The following is a 19,151-nucleotide window of genomic DNA, read 5'->3' as shown; positions in this document are numbered from 1 at the left end:
CAAGGCGCTCGCTTCCTACTCTACAACCTTGGAAATCAACTCTTTATTCGACCTGATGTTGGTAAATACAAAGCAGAAGTACTGGCTCGTCGATATAAAGCTGGCTATAACGTTCCTATCACTTCCTTTACGTCACAGTACATAGAAGACATAGAAACAATGCAGCAGTTGTTTGGTAATAAATATGATTTATTAAAAAAACAACATAAAGACGACTACTTGTATCTGCCAATTGTAATTGGGGCAGTAGATAATATGTTTTCTCGTGAAGTCTTTCATCAATTCTTCCATCAATCGGATAATCTTCTTTACATCGATGTAGGGAATACAGCTGTAACCGTTCCTGATAATTGGAGAGAAGTAAATAAAAGACATTGGACACCTCAACAAATAGCTGATTATAAAAACAGTGGTTATAACGGACAAGCAGTATGTGGAGTTAAATTGAATGGCGAGGTCATTCTTTCACCACTTGGTGATTTATTTCCGGATGCTTTTACGAAAAAAGAAACGGCTCCAAGTCAATTAAGTTGTTCCGAATTAGCTGCTTCAGAACCACAGCGCGTTATTACTAATAAGTTCGCTGCCATGACTGTTGCTCAATTCGTTAACGAACTCTTTGATGAAGGTACCGTATCGAATCACTATATCATTTTCCAGGCTCAAAAGGCTTTTATGAAAGCTGCACCAATTGAGGGGTAATGATATAGGAGGGGACAAGATGAGAGTGTATCAATTAGATTCCACTCAATTGCAACACAGTTTAACACCAACAAACATGTGTAATGGTATTCTACAATACTACCAATATAAACAGTATACCGTTGTATCTGTACTTGATTTATCAAAGCAAGATTCCGAAATGATACCATTGCTTCTGGCTTGTTTAGCAGAGGCTTTGATTCATTTCAATCCGGATTCTTTTTTAGCGAAGGATGAATCTAGCATTTTATATTGGTGTAGAAAGAACTTTAAAGGATTTCATAGTATCTCTGACGATGGATTTTTACAAGATTTCAAGCAGATATACGAATGTTATCAATCATTGCAGAACGTTGGGAAACAAGAGAAAAATATAAAAATAAATATGTAATAGCAGGGAGAAGTGAAATGTATGTATAATATAATCAAACGTCAATATAATTCAATTATCCAAGAGGTGATTCGGATTAACGAAGAAGTACAAAGGGAATTAAACCTATTAGTACAAAAAATTTGTGAAACCGTGTCTTCTGTCCAAAAAATAATCCTTTTTGGCTCTCATGCTTATGGCACACCAAATGAAGATAGCGATTTTGATCTTTGTATTGTTGTGGATGGTGTAGGAGCAAGAAAAAGGGAAGTCATTAACCGTATTAATTGGGGTATTTACGATATAATGGAAACACCAGTTGATATTTTAGTGTATGGACCAGAAGAGTTTCAAGAACGTGCTAATCGCAATGTAACCATGGAGCACAAAATTGCACTAGAAGGGAAGGTCCTATATGAGAAATACTGAGGATCTAAAAGAGTGGGTATTTATTGCAAAATCTGATTTAGATTCTGCTGGTTACTTAACTCACATGAAACCTTTCCCTACTGCAATTATTTGTTATCATAGTCAACAATGTGTGGAAAAACTTCTAAAAGGGTTTCTTGCACTAAACGGTAGACCAGTCCCTAAAACTCATAACCTTTTAATGCTGCACAAATTGTGTCGGAAATTAGATGAGGAGTTCTCATTGATTTTAGAACAGTGCGTGCAGCTAAATGGTTATGCTACAGACATTCGTTATCCGTATTTTGAAGCACTTACTGTTCAAGATGGATTAATCGCTATACAACATGCTCAAAAAGTAATGAGCTTTTATATGGAAAAGTTAAACAAGTTGAATATACATGAAATCACAGTTGATTAAAAATAGAGGATATACACAAAAGAGAGTGCCTATTAAATAGGGACTCTCTTTTTCTATCTAAAAACAGAGGAGGCATGCTCCATAGTAGTATGAAATGATACTTTGCTATGGGGATAACAATATAATGATGGATATATATAAAGAAATTAAAGAGGAAATGAAAAAAGTCTATTTATCTCGCGATTGTTGTTTTGTAGGTTACAGTGGGGGGAAAGATAGTTCTGCCATGTTGACGTTACTATGGGATGCAATTGCTGAGCTACCACTAGAGCAACGTACAAATCCAATTCATATCTTAACTTCCGAAGTTGGAGTAGAAACACCTGCTATGACGGCTTATATCTCAAGGACATTACAAAAGATCCAGGAGAATGCAAATGAGCAAAACCTACCATTTGTCGTTCATGGTGTGAAACCACTTATGAAAGAATCATATTGGTATAAGGTAATAGGCAGAGGCGTTTTACCACCGAGCGGAAACAGTAGATTGAGATGGTGTACTGACTCTCTCAAGGTCAAACCGATGCAGCGAAAGATGAAAGAAATCTTAATAGCTTCTCAAACTACTACTGCAGTAGAATGCTTTGATGAATATGATGGTGTACTTATGCTGGCCGTTCGTAATGAAGAGAGCGCTCGAAGAAGACATAGTATTCAAAAGCATGAGATAAGTAATGATTCCTTATTTTCACGTCATAATGATATGAAGAATATCCTCTGCTTTAATCCAGTTAAATTTTTAACCGGTGATGAAGTATGGATGTTACTTTTAGATAGAGGGATACTGCCTTTTGGTGTGGATGTGGAAGAAATGAGCATACAGTATGGACAAGCTATGTTTGAATATGGCATAAAAACAGGTGGGAAGCAGCAGGGAAATGCTTGTGGAGCTGCAAACTCACGTAGTGGATGTTGGACTTGCCTAATGATGAATGGTGAGGATAAAATGTTGACCCAGCTAATAAGTGAGGGGTATACGGACTATGCTTATCTACAATCCTGGAAAAGCTTCTTACGTTCGATTAGAAACGATATTCGGTATCGGAATGTAATGAATAGACGAAGCCTGCAAACGCTCCTTAGAAACGAAAATAAAAGGGATTCAGACTTGTTTTCCATATGTAATCATGTTGAATATGATTATATTATGTTTGATCGTACAGAAAAGGGAGACTATGCACCAGGAGGACTAACAGTAGAAGGTAGAAGAATGCTTTTAGAGTATCTACTTTATATTCAACAAGAAATGAATACGAGTCTTATATCTGAAGAAGAAATTGAGGCAGTACTACAAGGCTGGTATGACACAGATGGTATTCGCGTATATCGAGATGAATTGGAGCCAATACATCACGCATGTCTTGGTGAATTGGTGTTCAAACCTGATTGTACAATAAATGAAGAAAAAACGACGTCTCCATTCCCTGTGTTTTTCGTGGAAATTGATGTTCATTTAGGGAAGCAGGAGATATTTCGTTGGATGAAGGAACGACAGAAAGTTACGCAGCAGAGTTTTTTCTTTTTCCCTTCAAATTATTCTAATGATTCTACAAAGCTTACATGGAACAAACTAACCTTTGTTGTATCTAGATTTGATATAACAGAAGCAAGAGATGCTGAACGCATTATACGTCAATGGTTAGGTATGACGATGTACCATGAAAAGGCAGAAGCACAACATAAAAAGATGCTTGTACAGCTGTTCATTCATTCTATGAAGAATTAGCAATTATTTAATCCGGATGAATTAGAAAATACGAAGATCCTATATACTACAGAGTTTATAAGTAGGCTCTCTCGATTGCTAGAAACAGAGGAGTTGCTATCCGAGGAGACTAATCACCTCTTTGCAAAAATACTTAAAGAAATGGCTAACGAAACATTTCTTATAGCGTGATATATAAATAATAGATATATTTAGAGAGTACCTATTCAATAGGTGCTTTCTATATTACAAAGGCAAGAGGAGATTTTAATGGAATTTAAAAAACTTATGAAGTATATAGAAGAGAATAAGGAAGAACACTTTGATGAATTAATTAAAGAAAATGAAAACGCAATTAAAGAAATCGATAAAAAAAATGAGAAGAAAGCAGATTTTTAAAAATAGTTATGATATTTACCGAAGAACTATTAGAAACGTATAAATATAGGATTCAAGGAGGATACTTATGACTGAAATTAGTTTAAAAGACAGATGTATTCAAATTCTAGCCACAATTCCAACAATAGTATTTTTTATTTGGAGCATGTACTACTGCTTTCAGCTATTTGTAGGAAATGAAATACCTGGAGTAAATCCTATTACAAAGTTTATACTTGGGTTGATTACACTGTTTATGGGAATAGGCGGACTTATTAATTTAACTAAGCCTAATGTAGATGCTGTCGAGTTCTCCCTAAAGACACTTTGCGGGTTACTTGCAATTGGCTTTATATTAGGGTCAGGACAATTTATAGATATCGTAAAAGTAGTCATTAATTCATTGTAAAGAAATCATATATTTTTTAGTACCTTTTAAAAGCCCAATTATATTTTATATATAATTGGGCTTTTATTTTTCTGTAATAAATTGAAACTATAATTCGAACTTGTAGAAAGGAAGGCAGAATACCACTTCTAAGATACAAAATTAGAGTATTACACCAAATAATTAGTTATATAAATAATATAAATATTTCTCATTTTTTTACAAAATTTTCAGTTTTTTCTTACGAAACCGCATCACTATAGCATTCTATAGAAGTTTAATGTTAATTCAATTCTTTATATTCGGAATTTTCGGCAAAACGCGTATAGACCTGTTGTTATTTTTTCCCTATAATCAATCTGTAGTTTCAATATTCAATTTTCTGTAAATTCGCGCGAACCAGGAATTGTTTTAAAATATCTTTTACTAGGTAAAATAAAAACTACAAAAATCAATTATCATTTTATGGAAATAAGGTGATCTTTTGTTTGTTTGCAAAGAACATGTATTAAAAGTGATTCAAAATCTAAATGTACCGCATATTTGTGAAACAGACAAAAATATAAAATGTAGGTATTGTGACCATGCTTCTCAATATGAATTGTATATATTTGATTTCAGGAATATCTCAAAAAGATTAAGAATAATCAGTTGCCAATAATCTATATATTATTGGTCTATGTAAATAATCTTCCGATTTTTATTCTGAAAATAATACATAATCAGATGATTCGGTCACTTGTATTGCGATTTAGTAATGTTCACATTATAATTAAAGGGGAGAATAGTGAATATGGCATCTTATATCATTGGTAAATTAAACTTAAACGAGGAATTATTAAAGAAAGATTTAGCTACAATCGCGAGTTTTCCAGTTATTCCAGAAGAGTATGATGAATTTAGTTCAGGTTATTGGATGAACAACTCTTTATGGAATGCTTCAAATGATAAAAATGATACAATGTATCGTGATTTTGATCATGCAGCACAACAAACAGAGTATGGTAAGCAGTTACCTTACATTAACTCACTTCTTGAAGAATACTTCACTTTTGATAATTTAAAAATGGTTCGTACACGTAATTTAGTGGATGCAATGGTTATCCCACATAGAGATTTCGTTGAATTCTCTCATAGTACAAAGCAACGTTTCCGTGTCTTCTTAGCTTTAGAAGATAATAAAATGGCTTTCCATTCAGATGAGGAAGCAGTATTCCGTATCAGAAAAGGAGAAATTTGGTTCTTAGATGCAGCAATTGGACATGCAGCTGCTAATTTCTCTAAGGATAGCCGCGTTTTCCTTTGCCTGGACTATGTATTTGATAGTGATTTTGATCCATCTGATATCTTCAAAGATAAAAAGACATATAATCGTGATTTAGAAAGATTTATTGTCAAACGCGATAAATTAGATGAAACATTTGAAGAAGAGTTAATTACTTCACTATCTAAAGTAATTTCAAGAATTAATTTTAGAGATGTTGTATTCTTCTTATCGAAAATTCATTTTGAAAAAGATATCCCTGTTGCAAAATGCTATGATTGGCTAGATCAAATTGCAGAAAGAAGCGGTGATCAGGCAATTATTCAGAAAGCAAAACATTTACGTGAGTATATTATTGAACATCGTAATTTAGGTGAGCGCTTCAGTATGGATAACTGGAAAGAAGAAGTTACTGTTTGATTTTAGAACAAGTAAAGTAAGTTCTTTACATAAACAACCGATTTTATTTTAATAAAATCGGTTGTTTTACTATTTGTAATGTAGGAAAGGAAAATGGTTCATATGGAGATTTTAATCGGTATATTGTTTAGTATTTTATGGGCATCAGGTGCTATCGCCACAAAAATTGGTCTTTTATCTTCATCCCCTTTAATGTTTGCAACAACAAGGTTAATTAGTGCCGGTCTTATCATGTTTATCTTTACATATTTTATCAAATCTAACAGATGGCCTAAAGGAGTAGAGTGGAAACAGTTAGTTGTACTAGGTATATTGAATACCACTTTGTATGTAGGTTGCTGTTTCTTGTCACTAAAGTTGGTATCATCTAGTTTATTTAACTTATTTATCACAGTAAACCCATTTGTTGTTGCTTTGTTATCTTCTATGTTCTTAAGTAGAAAAGTAACAAAACAAGAATGGGCTGGTATGTGTATTGCCGCATTTGGCTTATTTATTGCCGTATATCCGTATTTAAAGGATACGCAAGCCACTGTATCAGGCATCATTATTCTTGCAATTGGCATGTTGTCTATGGGAATTGGGAGTGTATGTTTCACAAAATACGATATGAAGATTGATCGTCTAGTCATTAATACTTGGCAAATCATCTTTGGTAGTTTATTTGCAGTTCCTTTAAGTTTCTTATTAGATACAAATCCATATATTAATTTAGACATGAATTTTGCTATTGGTCTATTTTGGCAGGTTGTTATGACTTCGATAGTATCCATGTTACTATGGTTTTATTTATTAAAAAAAGATCCAATAAAAGCAAACAACTATCTATTCTTAACACCGATTTTTGGTTATTTACTAGCATGGTTAATACTTAAAGAAAGTATTACAATATACCATCTGTTTGGTGCAATTTTAGTAATTGGTGGTTTGTTAATCTCAGGAACCATGAATATTAAAGACTTACTACGGTCAAAAACAAGAAGTGAAAAACATAATTCTATTTAAAGTTGAAATATTTGACCGCTCAATTCAACTAAATATGTAGTGAATGCTCTTGGTAATTTCGACTGAAGTTATCTTGGGCATTTTTTTGAGTTTTCTTCCATTCTTTTTCAGAATGTATGTAAAAAAGCTACATACGTTATAAAAAAGGAGGGAACGGAATGAAAAGACTTTGGTTTGTCATTTTGTTTTTTATCACCATGCTTACAGGTTGTTCTGTAAAAGATGTAAATTGGTACCCGATATCACAAGAGGTCATGGCCACTACACCAAAAGAACTCCCATTTCCAATATCCTATCCTACTAAATTACCTTTCGAAGTAGATTCAATAACAGTTACAAATGAGAATGCAGAACATGTTACCGTTGTTTATTCAAGTAAAGACAATCAAAACTTAATTGTTGAAATAACAAGAGGAAAGGATGTTTTCCCACAAAAATCTTTACAAAAGATCAATGCATTTGATAAAACTCGTCAAGCATTTAATCATCAAAAAAATGAATCACATTATATATACTGGAATGAAAATGACGTACATTATCAAATTTATTCATCTAACGAAAATAAGAAACAATTAACAAATGATGAACTTTGTACAGTTCAAAAGTCTTTTTCGGTGAAATAGGAGTTACGTTTTTTTCATCGAGTTTTTTTAGATAACGTCAAGTATTGATAGTATCTTTTTAAAGATATTTTTGTTTTAAAACCTATTTTATTTACCAATTCATCTTCATTTATTCCTTGCTTAATTAGACGAAGAATAAACGTATTCCTCATCTGTTGTGCAGAAATACGTCTACCTAATTCTGCTCGTTTCACTTCCAGTCGAATCATCTTTTGTATAGCAACCTCAGACAAAGCCTTTGGTGCATCATTTTCGTAAACCCATCGATATGTACCTCGATTAAAATCAAATGCCACAAATAGGGGATTATCTGTGTGCTGTCGAGGTCTTACAGGTTCAGGGATAGTCGAATAATATTTGTAAAGCTGTTGTGTATCTTCAGCTGTTAAGAAGATGGATCTAGTAACTCCGTTTTCTCCTGGAACAATTAAAGTGTTCCTAGCAAACTGTATATGGTTCATATTAAGCGATACAAGCTCTTGTAAAGACAAACCATAGTTTACTATTAAATTAATTATACAAGCGTTTCTATCCATGATTAGAGGACGGTATTTAGCTTGTCTCTCTGTTAATCCCTTAGTTGATAGAACGGTTTGTTTTAAAAGTACTTCTTCCGATTCGGTAATAAAATCATTGTCATTTAGTGATTGATCCGGAATTAAAGAGAGATGAATATCATCTAATGGACTAACTATACCTAAAAACATGTGTAATTTCTTTAAAACCACCCATATCCTGTGCCTTGTTTTAAGCGAATATTCTCGTTTATTTTCTAACACTGAGAAATACGCTTGATAATCATCTACGGATATTTCATTCCATGATTTGATATGTAAAAGTAACTCATTTTCATTCAACCATCTATAAAAATCTTTAATATCGTATGCATAGCGTTGGATTGTAGAATGTTTTCGGCCTTTTTTACTTAAATATGTAGAGAAATCTTCTAAAGTTTTCTCTAAGCTAATTGTCTTGTTCAATATAATCACCTAATTTCTTTGGATATATTATAACAGAAAACAAGTGAAAGACCTGCTACCGCCCTTTGCTACGCACGGTTGCTGGCATATCCAAAAAGCAAACGGACAAACAACCCTTTGCTTTTTGGATATGTTGTTTATTAGTTATAAAGCCAGATAAATAGAGTTATCATAATACTCCAAAAAGGCACTACAAAAACTAATCCCCAAACAATCCCTTTAAAAAATCCAATCTCGTTATAGGTATTCATTTCTATGTAAGTTGTTTCTTTTAGTGTAGCCATGTGTAATCCTCCAATATAAATTGTTTATTAAAATGAAAAAAGGACAAACCTAGTCCTGGTAGGGATACGTAGGTTTGTCCTTTTGTATGAGGGTAATGATCTGTTTAATTACCATTATTATAACGCAATTTACAAATATTTTCAATTAGGTCGGACATCTTATTAATAATCATACTAGCTATATTAAAAATCTATTATAAATATATACCTTATATAAAAAAAGAAATAAAGATAAAACTATTATAGGTTATCAAAAACAGGGGAAATATCTACTCCCACAAGGGAAAATTTCATGTTAGAACCTAAAAAATCATAAATAGCAGAAAATGTATTCGTAAATTCAATGATTATTAGACGTTTAATTCTACAAAAAAACAGAAAGGAATTACTATATTTCTACATGAAATCAGAAAGAATTTGATACCAATCGCATTATATATATTCAACCCCGTAAATAAGAACTTTTTTACTTATTTTAGTAATCAGGTTAATTCTAACCGTCTAATTATCCACATTTTATTCAGATTAGGCTGCTATTTTTGAACATAACTCACTATTTACACATAACTCACATTTTTGTTGATGATTTTTATTAGATAAATACAACAACATTAGTAATAACAATGATTTTAGAAGGATTATATCCACATTGGATCATATTTGTCCTCATATCCACTATTTTTATAATTTTCCTTTTGATTTTTTGTAGGTATTATGGGATAGGTTTTAATACAGTAGAGGAATACACTCTAGTATTATGTGGAGAGTTATGCATTGATAGAATCAAAATTGTATAGAAGTGCATAAAAAAAGACTCCATTTTACATGAAGTTCTTTCGATTTAGTATTTATAAATAGAGTAGTAGGAAGGTGTTACTACTCAAATAAACACGAATAGCCCTCTACTTTTGTTTTTTTCAAAAATAGAGAGCTAGTTGCTATTATTTTATTTTCATTGCGGTTAGCACCTGATCAGGAGTGGTTATTGTTACACCAGCACGTACTAAACGTTCAAAGGTACGCATAAACTCTAGTAAATTAAACTGTTTTGGTAGCTCAATCACACGCAGCTGCTCTTGCGGTAGCTTATCAATTTCTTCAATAAACCATTCACGTACATCACTTGGAATTGTGCGTTCTTTATGGCCGCGTACTTTTAATTTTTCGCGCATTTCAATTTCTAAAGCAATATATGCATGGAGATTCACACCTTGATCATATGCATATTTTCTAAATAACGTTTCTTCCTGATATTTTAAATAATTACGGTGATAAGATTCTTCCGTCACAGGTACCGCAAATTTCTGCTTCAGTAGTGTATGCACATTCTTAAACATCTTCTTAATGTTGTGAAGAGAGTACATAGAATAATGTAAACCGAAATTAAAGACAGCTTGCTCACGGTCACTATTTCTCTCTTTTGGTATATGTTGCGCAATAAGAGGGTAGATACCTTCTTTCGCTGCAGCATCAAGGATTTGATATTGAGATGTTTGATGCAATAGTTTTTTCAATGTATATACAATTTTCGTTGGATATCCTTCTTTTCGATCAATCATGTCACGGAGTCCGCGAATTACACTGCGGATTTGACGATGACAAGTATGCTTTAATACATGAATGAACTTATTCATGTCTGCAGACAGTTCACCGATATTCATCTCCTGTAGAACTGCTTCTATAAACTTCGCCTTGCGAGCATAGGTAGTTTTTGGTGTAAATGGATCCCTGTGTTGCTCTTCTCCAGATTCTTTTGTACATAAAAAGTCCGAATGAATAGATAAATATAAGGTTGTATATCGTTTTGTATGCTTTACCCCTTTTTGCATTTTGCAAATTTTGAATAGGGGATTCCCCGTACATGGTAATGCCGTTGTTAATTCATCGATAACGGCACGGATTTGATGCGGATATTTTTTATGTAAGAAACGATACATCCCACCGAAGTGAGTTTTGTTGCCTCTTTCGTCCTGCTTGTCCAATGAACGCTTTAATGTTGTTTCCGTATGTTGTTGCATGGCAATGTCTAAGAATAGTTTCTTAGACGCTACAGATAGCTTAAAGAAAGCCTTTGTAAATACAACAGGACTAATATATACGTATGGATTTGCTTTTTCTGTTTCCTCATTCATAAAATGAGTCAGCTTGATTGTATATCGGCCATCTACTCCGTTTTCAATGGAGATAATGTTATGTAAGTTTAATTTCTTTAATGCAATATAGAATTGAGAGTGTTGGATATAAGCAAATTCTTCTTTATATTGCTTGTAATCTTCCCACATCATATGTATTGTTACATTTGGAATGACGCCGTTTGTATAGCATTTTTTATGTAGGTATAAGAACACTTCAAGATCTGCATTGGTAATACCGTATAATTTATGTTTTCTTCCTGTTTTTTCTGCAAGTGTAGACATTACGCGACGTGAAAAAGATGGCTTGGCTTTTTCGACAAAACCTTCTACATCCGCAATACGCTCTTCGTATGTCATGTGCTGCAGAATATCTTCTAAATATGTATCTTTGTAGCTGTAGTACTTCTCCTCAAATGTTTCCACAAACTTTTGCCAAGATTTTAGTGTTACTAAAACTGCGTTTGTTATTTTTCCATTTAGGCTACGTTGATTACGTATCACAAATGATTTCCCCATCTTTTTCACCTCCGTTCTACAAATTCAGAAATATATGTCAAAATACTATAAAATATACCAATTTTGATTATAGCAAAATGAAAAATGCTGAAACGTGCTCCTTTAAGAAGAAAAATAGCAACTTGCAACAGCTTATGAAGCTAGTCGTATCAAGGGTTAAGAGAATTTCTTAATTTTTTTTTGTGTTAAGGATACCGCAAACGTGTTGCAAGTTGATTATATGTATATGAATAAGCAGAAAAAGTATCTAACCCCTTGATATATAAGGGATTAGGGTGAAAATGATAGAGGAGTTAGGGAAAGGATACCGCAAACGTGTTGCAAGTTGATTAGCAGGATCATTAATAATGAATTGCAATGATTACCCTTGATATAGAAGGTTTTTGGGCACTTGTAGATTGAAAGTAGGGAAAGGATACCGCAAACAGTGTTGCATCTTGTGTAAAGAATAAGGGCATGAATACCGCAAACGTGTTGCAAGTTGGATGATATGTATATAAGTAAGTGGAAAAGTACCTAACCCCTTGGTATATAAGGGATTAGAGTGAAAATGGTAGGGGATTTAGGGAAAGGATACCGCAAACATGTTGCATTTTATGTATGTAACTTACTCAAAATATACGAAAAATAGCTTAAAAATTTTAAAATTACTAGGTTGAAAAATAAATTATACCGTTGCAAGTTGAAAGAAATAGGGAAAGGATACTGCAAACGTGTTGCAAGTTGATGAGTTAAGGAAAGCAAAGCGCAAAAGAAATGCAAGTAATGAAGAATAGGTAAAAGAAAGAGCAACCATGTTGCAAATTGAGGACTAAGGGAAAGCAAAGCGCAAAAGGAATGCAAGTAGAGAAGAAATAGGAAGAGAAAGAGCAACCATGTTGCAAATTGAGGACTAAAGGAAAGCAAAGCGCAAAAAAATGTAAGTAAAGAAGAATAGGTAAAAGAAAGAGCAACCATGTTGCAAATTGAGGACTAAGGGAAAGCAAAGCGCAAAAGGAATGCAAGTAGAGAAGAAATAGGAAGAGAAAGAGCAAATATGTTGCAAGATGACGAGTTAGGGGAAGAAAGACGCAAAATCTTGTAAATATCTGTTACAATAAATTAAATATAATAGTAGTAAGGAATTTTATGATGAAAACTACTTTGTTATGATCCATGGTTTAGGGAGGAATATAAAGTGGATAATTTATTACAAATGTTTCGAGATGCATTGTTAATCTCTGAGCCAATTTATAAAACAAATGAGCTAGTATGGAATAAGTGGAATGCATATTTTAAAGATGTTGAAAACAATAATAATAAAGTATTAACCTCATCTCATGCATCTCCATCATTTACTGCATTAGTGTCTTGGTTAGAAAAAAAGCAAGAATCCGGTATTACATTAGTACAAATTTATGCGAAAATTGATTCCTATAAGGAAGAAATATATAAAGAAATTGAAGGATTTATAGAAAAAGAATTTCAAGATATAGCACTTTCAAGTTCCATAGTAGTAGAAAATAATCAAAATATAGATAAGACAAATATAGTAAATCATGAGGATTATTATGAGGTAAATAACTCTGCTGTTTATTATAAGCTAAGAGATGGGATTGCAAAAAATCAATTTGAAGAAGATGAGTTAAGTAAGGTTTTACAATATCCTATTGAAACTAAATCTTCTAATGGTGTAGCTCAGCTTTCTTCACACAAAGATGAAGATTTAAGACTTACAAATATAGAAGAAGCTGCTCGGTGGAATACCCTTGTCGATGATGTAATGAGTAATATGGATGATTTAACGGCAGATTGTTTAGATGCAATTACAATACAATGGATAAACGAAGCAAAATCTCCAGACGAATTCATTGATTTTTCTTATGAGCAAGTTTTAGAAATGTGTAACATTCCAAAAACAGTAGTCAAAAATAAAGAATACTATAGAGCGGAAGATAAAATTAAAATAGCAAAGAGAATTGCGGCTTTAGCAAGCATTTTTATCTATTTAAATGATGATAATGAGGTAGTAGTATTAAATGACCGTGATGATGATGGAGAACGTTTAGAATTAAAACGTGAAGTAATCAAAAGGTTATTTGTATTAGATTCAGTTGTATTGTGGAGACATAGTGTTACTAATGAATACATGGGCATTGAGTCTTGTCGTATTAAGCCAGGCAGCTTTTTAACCAATTACTTATACGGATCAAATAATACAACAGCGTTATTATCTAAAAAAGCACTTGAATATAATAGTTATAGACACAAATATCATAAAAGGTTAATTCGATACTTAACATGGCAATGGAGAATTAGACAAATGTATTCATCATTGAAAAAGCCATATTCTATAGGTGGGGACAAAGGGCTGCTAGCAGTAATGGATATCCCAAAAGATTGGAAGCCGAATCGCATTAGAGAACAGTTGGAAAATGTTCTAATGGATTTAGAAAATGAAAAAGTAATCTCTCATTGGGAGTATAGTGATCCACTTGATGAACAACAAATTGGGAAACGTAATTGGTTTAAAAACTATTACGCTAATTTAGGAATAACGATTTTACCGCCTGAGGAAATGCTGCAATCAATGGATAGGGTAATCGGAAAGAAATGTATAGAAGAACTTCAAGAACAATTACCTGAAGTAACAGTTGTTAAAGAAGTAAAGAAGACTGTAGAATCAGTCGAACAAATAGAGAAGAAAATCCGTGAACAAATACTGAAAGTACACAATGAAAAAAAAGTAAGCATTCGTGAAATAGCAGATGAAATTAGTATTTCTCCGTCTACATTATCTAGATTTTGCAATTATAAAACAAAACGTTTATCTAAAAAAGCATTAGAAAAGCTAACGAAATGGTGCGAAAGACAAGAAATATTAGAAAAGATGTAACATAGACTAAACATTTCTTTTAATAATAGTCCAATTAAAAATACACATACATTATGTATGTGTATTTTACTTATTATCAATTGCAAGAGGCAAAATTTCTTTTATTAAAAGTAATTTTGGAGGGCGAAGGTCCTACTGAAAAATCAAAATAGTTATACTGTTTAATCCACTACAATTAAACTTCTTGTCTTATCGATATGGTTCAGTAACATACGATACTCTTCTTCATACATAGTTAAACGTTGTAGAAGGGATTGATTCTCAGCTTCTAAATCTTCAATTTGATTTTGTAAAATTGTCAATTCATTTATATCTTTATAATTTTGTAGAAAGAGAATAATGTCATCTAATGTAATAGACAAAGAGTTTGTTTCTTTTTCTGGTTGGGAGAGAGGAATGCTGTTTCCCACTTTTCGGTGTTGTTTGGCTTGTTGGATTTCGTCTTGGTATTGTTTTCTCACATATGAATTCCAACGAAATCCACAAGCTGCGGGTGTTCTAGCTAGTAGTTTTGCTACTTCTTTGAATGCAGCTAACTGTGTTCCACCGTTACGAATATACTGAAGTACTGTTGATGCGAGAAGTAAATCGTTATCATTAGTCCAAGAATCTTGTCTTGAAATTACCACGTTTTAACCCCCCATATATGTTTTATATTACATATATGCAGTTACTTAAAATGATAGAAGCTCAATCTCTCTTACAATAATTAAGGGTAAGTTTATAGAAGTATCTATGATTTTCAATGCAAAATTACATATAGGGTTGACTATTCACCAAATCTGTAACTATAATGGTTACAGGTTTGCAACTGAATTAATAGGATTGACATGAGTTAGTTCTATGAATGATGTATAAACAAATATTTAAGAATGAATGGAGTTGAAAATACAGACCTAAATATAAAATATATTTCTAGAAAGAAATTAGGTAATATACATTTTTTTATAATTATATATTAATAAAAAGAGGTGCGCGTTTTGAAAATTTTTAAGGGAATTCTAGTTTCTTCAATTGCATTAACAGCATTTAATGGAGTAGGTGGTATACTTCCAAGTGAAAAATCAGAAGTTGCCTACGCAGCTACTTACAATTATTCAAATAAGCAATTAAATTCTACTGTACATAAGCAAGCTACTAAACAATTAATTTTAAAATTTAAAAATGAAGCGAATTTACCATATCAGGATGGAATAGAAAAATTCATTAAAGAAGAAAAACAAGATCCTGAATTCATTGGAATTTTAGCTGAATATCCAAATGTAACTATAAATCGACTTTTTAATTCTTTAAATCCTAAAGAAATTAAAAATCTAGGTAAAGAAATAAAAGATTCTGATCATATTTCTTCTAATTTGCTAAACTACTATATTGTAGAAACTCAAGATGGTATTGATGTACAAGTGTTACTTACAAAAATTGAGAAATCATCTCTTGTTGAAACGGCGTATTTACAGGAAGAAGAGGCTTCACCAGCAGAGCGTTTACCAAATTTATCTGTTAACCCATATGATGAGCCTAGACTTACAAGACAAGGTTATCTTGAACCAGCACCATTAGGAATTAATGCACCTTATGCCTGGAGCATAAAAGGTGGGGATGGAAAAGGGACTACATTCGTAGATATGGAGTATGGATGGTTATTTAGTCATGAGGATTTAGTGAATCAAAAGATTGAATTGATATCTGGACAGAATAAAAGCGAGCACCATGATCATGGTACTTCAGTCTTAGGAATTGTTTCGGCAGAGGATAATAACATAGGCGGAATTGGAATCGCGCCCAAAGCTAAGGTAAAGGTTGTATCTCAAATTAGGGATAACGGAAATTATAATACAGCTGATGCTATTTTAAGTGCGGTTAACAATATGCAAGCTGGAGATATTCTTTTACTAGAGGCACAAGCAACTTACGATGGATATGGAGATAAGAACTATCTTCCTGTAGAAGTAAAACCGGATATATTTGATGCAATTCGTCTGGGAGCAAATAAAGGAATTATTATTATTGAAGCAGGTGCAAACGGCGGAAACGATTTAGATCAATTCAGAGACCGTAATGGTAAACAAGTTTTAAATCGTAATAGTCCTGATTTTAAAGATTCAGGGGCAATTATGGTTGGAGCAGCTTCTGCAAGGGTTCCTCATAAACGTTCATATTTCTCTAATTACGGTAGTAGAGTGGATGTGTATGGATGGGGGAATGCAGTTGATACTACAGATGCTAAACCAAGTGAATTTACAACAAATCTATATACTTCTAGCTTTAGTGGAACATCTAGCGCATCACCTATTATTGCTGGTGCTGCTGCATCAATTCAAGGAATTGCAAAAAATAATAAGGGAAAAGTATATACACCAAGCCAGCTTAGGAATATTTTAAGCGACCCTAGTACTGGAACGAAATCTAACGATCCAATCTCTGATAAAATTGGTGTTTTACCTGACTTAAAAGCCATTTTATCTAAACTGGGTTTTTTACCAAACTTAAGTAATGATTCTTCCATTGTATTTCCTGAGGAACAAGAGATAAATAAAGGGAATAAGGGAAATGAAGGATCAACTATTACATTCCCAAAAGAAGATTCCGCTAATAGTGAAGGGGACTCTAGCTTTATTTTCCCAGAATAATTGGTTAATTAGGAAGAGTTAAATAGATTTTTAAATGAATATATTGTTGTGTTCTTAGTGTAGTGAAGTATTTTACATCGAAAATCAAACAAGTATAACCCCTTCCTAAATTTAGGAAGGGGTTATACTTGTTTGAGCTTTTAAATTTAATCACTTTATTGTCGATTTATATTTAGTAGAAAAGATTCATAAACTAATTGCTTTTTAGTAAAACTTGGAGTAAAAGCTTCCCAGTTTCACGGCAAAAGTAATCTTTCGTCTTCCTGAGTCTTACTTCAAAGTAAGATGTTCAGTATGGCTATTCCGTTAATACTGTTGATATTTTAAACAGGAAACGAATGGATCAATTTTCCCAATCTATTTTCTTCCCCAACCTTATTATCAAGCTATCAAAAGTTTATGGCTCTACACCTACCGTGGCTATCGCTTTTCATACGCTTAAAAAGTAAAAAGCTAAGGAATAAAAATATATTTAATTATATAAAGGGAGGAAATGTCTTTGGGATAGTGTTTTATATTGAAAATTCCGTCTTTTATTTATAAAGTTATAAATTGTAAAATTATGGTAGAATTAGTTTTATATGGTTATATATTACATTTTTTACAGGGGGAAATTATGATTGAACATGTTGATGTACTTATCGTTGGTGCAGGACCAGCTGGATTATTTCTAGCAAAAGAATTACTAGGGATTTCTAATCAGACAGTAGCTTTAGTTGATAGTGGAAGATCTATTAAAAAGAGATATTGCCCTTTGGTTAATAAAGGGAATTGTACACAATGTAATATTTGTCATGTTGTTGAGGGGGTTGGTGGTGCTGGAATGTATTCAGATGGAAAATTATCATCTTTTCCAGCAGGTAGTGGTTTAGTTAAGCTTCTTGGAAGCGAAGAAAAAGTAATTGAATTAAATAATTATGTTTTAGACCCATTTATTTCTAAAATGAATAATGATGGAATTAAGCAAACAAAAGCAGATGAATCGCAAGATTCATGTATGATACAACAGGCTACAGATAATAAATTAGACTGGAAATGTTATGATGTCTATCATATTGGTACAGAAGGTATTATTGAATATTGTATTGAGCTAGAAGAGGATTTAGTCAATGGTGGACTAAATCTACTAACCCAAACAAAATTAAAAAGCGTAGAAAAGAAAGAAGATATTTTTATCTCTACTTTAATAAATAGAAGGGGAGAAGAGTATCAAATTTCTTCAAGTAATTTAGTCATGGCAACTGGAAAAGCTTCTGGTCATGTTTTAAGAAATATAATGGATAAATTAAATGTAAATTATTCTTTTAATGAAATTGAATTAGGTGTTCGAGTGGAAACTGAAAGAGAAGGTATAGTTGCATTGTCGGAAACTCATTTAGACGCTAAAATAAAAACGAAGATGGATGATGGAGCTGAAGTAAGAACGTTTTGTATGTGTAATGGAGGATATCTAGTTAATTGTTACTATGATTCTTATGTTCCTAACGAAAAAATTTGTACAATCAGTGGATTTTCTTTTAGAGATAAAAAATCTGATAATGCGAATTTTGGTGTGTTAGTAAGACAAAGTTTCCCAGATTATGTTGATCCAATGGGAATGCAATTGGGAATTATACAAGCAATTAATAGGGCCTCGGGTTATGGGGGAACGATTGTACAGAGATACGAAGACTTTATTTCAAATCGTCCTACAAGTAAGGAGGGGCTAGAAAATAATTCAATCCAATCAACGCTTCCAGAAGCTACACCGGTTAACTTAAGATGGGTACTTCCTGATTATGTAACAAATCATATAGAAAGCTTTTTAGGGAAATTATCTGGTTTATCAAATAAGTTAATTACAAAAGATACTTTACTACATGCCCCAGTATGGGAATTATGTTGGGATAAAGTGCATGTAGATGAACATTTACGTACGAATATTTCAGGATTTTATGTAGCTGGAGATGCCATTGGATGGGCAAGAGGGATTATTCAAGCCGCGACTACTGGAGTAGTAATAGCTAGAGATATTCATACCAGAAATAAAGAATTAGTAAAAAGTTAG

At 32.6% G+C, this 19,151-nt stretch carries 15 protein-coding genes and 2 pseudogenes; 13 read left to right on the top strand and 4 right to left on the bottom strand.

What is annotated here, in order from left to right; all coding sequences use genetic code 11:
- Positions 1–24: 24 nt before the first annotated feature.
- The 10 genes and pseudogenes from QCI73_RS29350 to QCI73_RS29305 all read left to right on the top strand — a co-directional run.
- Positions 25–702 (top strand): annotated as a pseudogene (locus QCI73_RS29350) (ubiquitin-activating E1 family protein); the annotation flags it as partial.
- Between the two features lie 19 nt (positions 703–721).
- Entirely contained in the window at positions 722–1,093 is a 372-nt protein-coding gene (locus QCI73_RS29345) for a hypothetical protein (protein ID WP_353824152.1), read from the top strand.
- Between the two features lie 21 nt (positions 1,094–1,114).
- A complete protein-coding gene (locus QCI73_RS29340; protein WP_000282335.1) occupies positions 1,115–1,501 on the top strand; it encodes a nucleotidyltransferase domain-containing protein in 387 nt (128 codons plus the stop codon).
- On the top strand, positions 1,488–1,901 hold the full coding sequence (locus tag QCI73_RS29335; RefSeq protein WP_200730789.1) for a HEPN domain-containing protein: 414 nt from the start codon (positions 1,488–1,490) through the stop codon (positions 1,899–1,901). Before QCI73_RS29340 ends, QCI73_RS29335 begins: the two co-directional genes overlap by 14 nt.
- Before the next feature lie 124 nt (positions 1,902–2,025).
- A pseudogene (locus tag QCI73_RS29330) lies at positions 2,026–3,798 on the top strand (phosphoadenosine phosphosulfate reductase domain-containing protein).
- A 78-nt stretch (positions 3,799–3,876) separates the two neighbouring features.
- Positions 3,877–4,005, top strand: a complete 129-nt coding sequence (locus QCI73_RS29325; RefSeq protein ID WP_256943800.1) for a hypothetical protein — start codon at positions 3,877–3,879, stop codon at positions 4,003–4,005.
- Positions 4,006–4,072: 67 nt separating this feature from the next.
- On the top strand, positions 4,073–4,393 hold the full coding sequence (locus QCI73_RS29320; RefSeq protein WP_061531286.1) for a hypothetical protein: 321 nt from the start codon (positions 4,073–4,075) through the stop codon (positions 4,391–4,393).
- A gap of 772 nt (positions 4,394–5,165) precedes the next feature.
- Positions 5,166–6,056 carry an aspartyl/asparaginyl beta-hydroxylase domain-containing protein gene (locus QCI73_RS29315; RefSeq protein WP_000179385.1) on the top strand — a complete coding sequence of 297 codons (891 nt, stop codon included), beginning with the start codon at positions 5,166–5,168 and terminating at the stop codon, positions 6,054–6,056.
- A 93-nt stretch (positions 6,057–6,149) separates the two neighbouring features.
- Positions 6,150–7,061, top strand: coding sequence for a DMT family transporter (locus QCI73_RS29310; RefSeq protein WP_000233488.1), 912 nt, complete (start codon positions 6,150–6,152; stop codon positions 7,059–7,061).
- A gap of 158 nt (positions 7,062–7,219) precedes the next feature.
- Positions 7,220–7,684, top strand: a complete 465-nt coding sequence (locus QCI73_RS29305) for a hypothetical protein (protein ID WP_000827039.1) — start codon at positions 7,220–7,222, stop codon at positions 7,682–7,684.
- Positions 7,685–7,698: 14 nt separating this feature from the next.
- On the opposite strand, the gene QCI73_RS29300 is transcribed toward QCI73_RS29305, so the two are convergent.
- The 3 genes from QCI73_RS29300 to QCI73_RS29290 all read right to left on the bottom strand — a co-directional run bounded on the left by QCI73_RS29300 (position 7,699) and on the right by QCI73_RS29290 (position 11,599).
- Positions 7,699–8,673, bottom strand: coding sequence for a tyrosine-type recombinase/integrase (locus QCI73_RS29300; protein ID WP_002074054.1), 975 nt, complete (start codon positions 8,671–8,673; stop codon positions 7,699–7,701).
- Between the two features lie 131 nt (positions 8,674–8,804).
- The gene (locus QCI73_RS29295; protein ID WP_000212568.1) at positions 8,805–8,948 is read right to left on the bottom strand and encodes a hypothetical protein; all 144 of its coding nucleotides are present in this window, start codon (positions 8,946–8,948) and stop codon (positions 8,805–8,807) included.
- 941 nt (positions 8,949–9,889) lie between these two features.
- Entirely contained in the window at positions 9,890–11,599 is a 1,710-nt protein-coding gene (locus QCI73_RS29290; protein WP_000520275.1) for a hypothetical protein, read from the bottom strand.
- 1,177 nt (positions 11,600–12,776) lie between these two features.
- On the opposite strand from QCI73_RS29290, the gene QCI73_RS29285 reads away from it, so the two are divergent.
- Positions 12,777–14,474: a helix-turn-helix domain-containing protein gene (locus QCI73_RS29285; protein ID WP_000369387.1), complete on the top strand. Its 1,698-nt coding sequence runs from the start codon at positions 12,777–12,779 to the stop codon at positions 14,472–14,474.
- Between the two features lie 161 nt (positions 14,475–14,635).
- Here the strand turns inward: QCI73_RS29285 and QCI73_RS29280 are convergent, their stop codons facing one another.
- Positions 14,636–15,103: an RsfA family transcriptional regulator gene (locus QCI73_RS29280; protein ID WP_000237083.1), complete on the bottom strand. Its 468-nt coding sequence runs from the start codon at positions 15,101–15,103 to the stop codon at positions 14,636–14,638.
- A 351-nt stretch (positions 15,104–15,454) separates the two neighbouring features.
- Here QCI73_RS29280 and QCI73_RS29275 point away from each other — a divergent pair, with 351 nt between their 5' ends.
- Entirely contained in the window at positions 15,455–17,104 is a 1,650-nt protein-coding gene (locus tag QCI73_RS29275) for a S8 family peptidase (protein WP_000688769.1), read from the top strand.
- Between the two features lie 616 nt (positions 17,105–17,720).
- Positions 17,721–19,151 carry an NAD(P)/FAD-dependent oxidoreductase gene (locus QCI73_RS29270; protein WP_000569549.1) on the top strand — a complete coding sequence of 477 codons (1,431 nt, stop codon included), beginning with the start codon at positions 17,721–17,723 and terminating at the stop codon, positions 19,149–19,151.

This window comes from Bacillus cereus group sp. MG16 (assembly GCF_040459875.1).
GTDB classification, from domain to species: domain Bacteria; phylum Bacillota; class Bacilli; order Bacillales; family Bacillaceae_G; genus Bacillus_A; species Bacillus_A paranthracis.
Note: the sequence above shows the minus strand (reverse complement) of the source record. Positions and strands in the feature narration are given on the sequence as shown.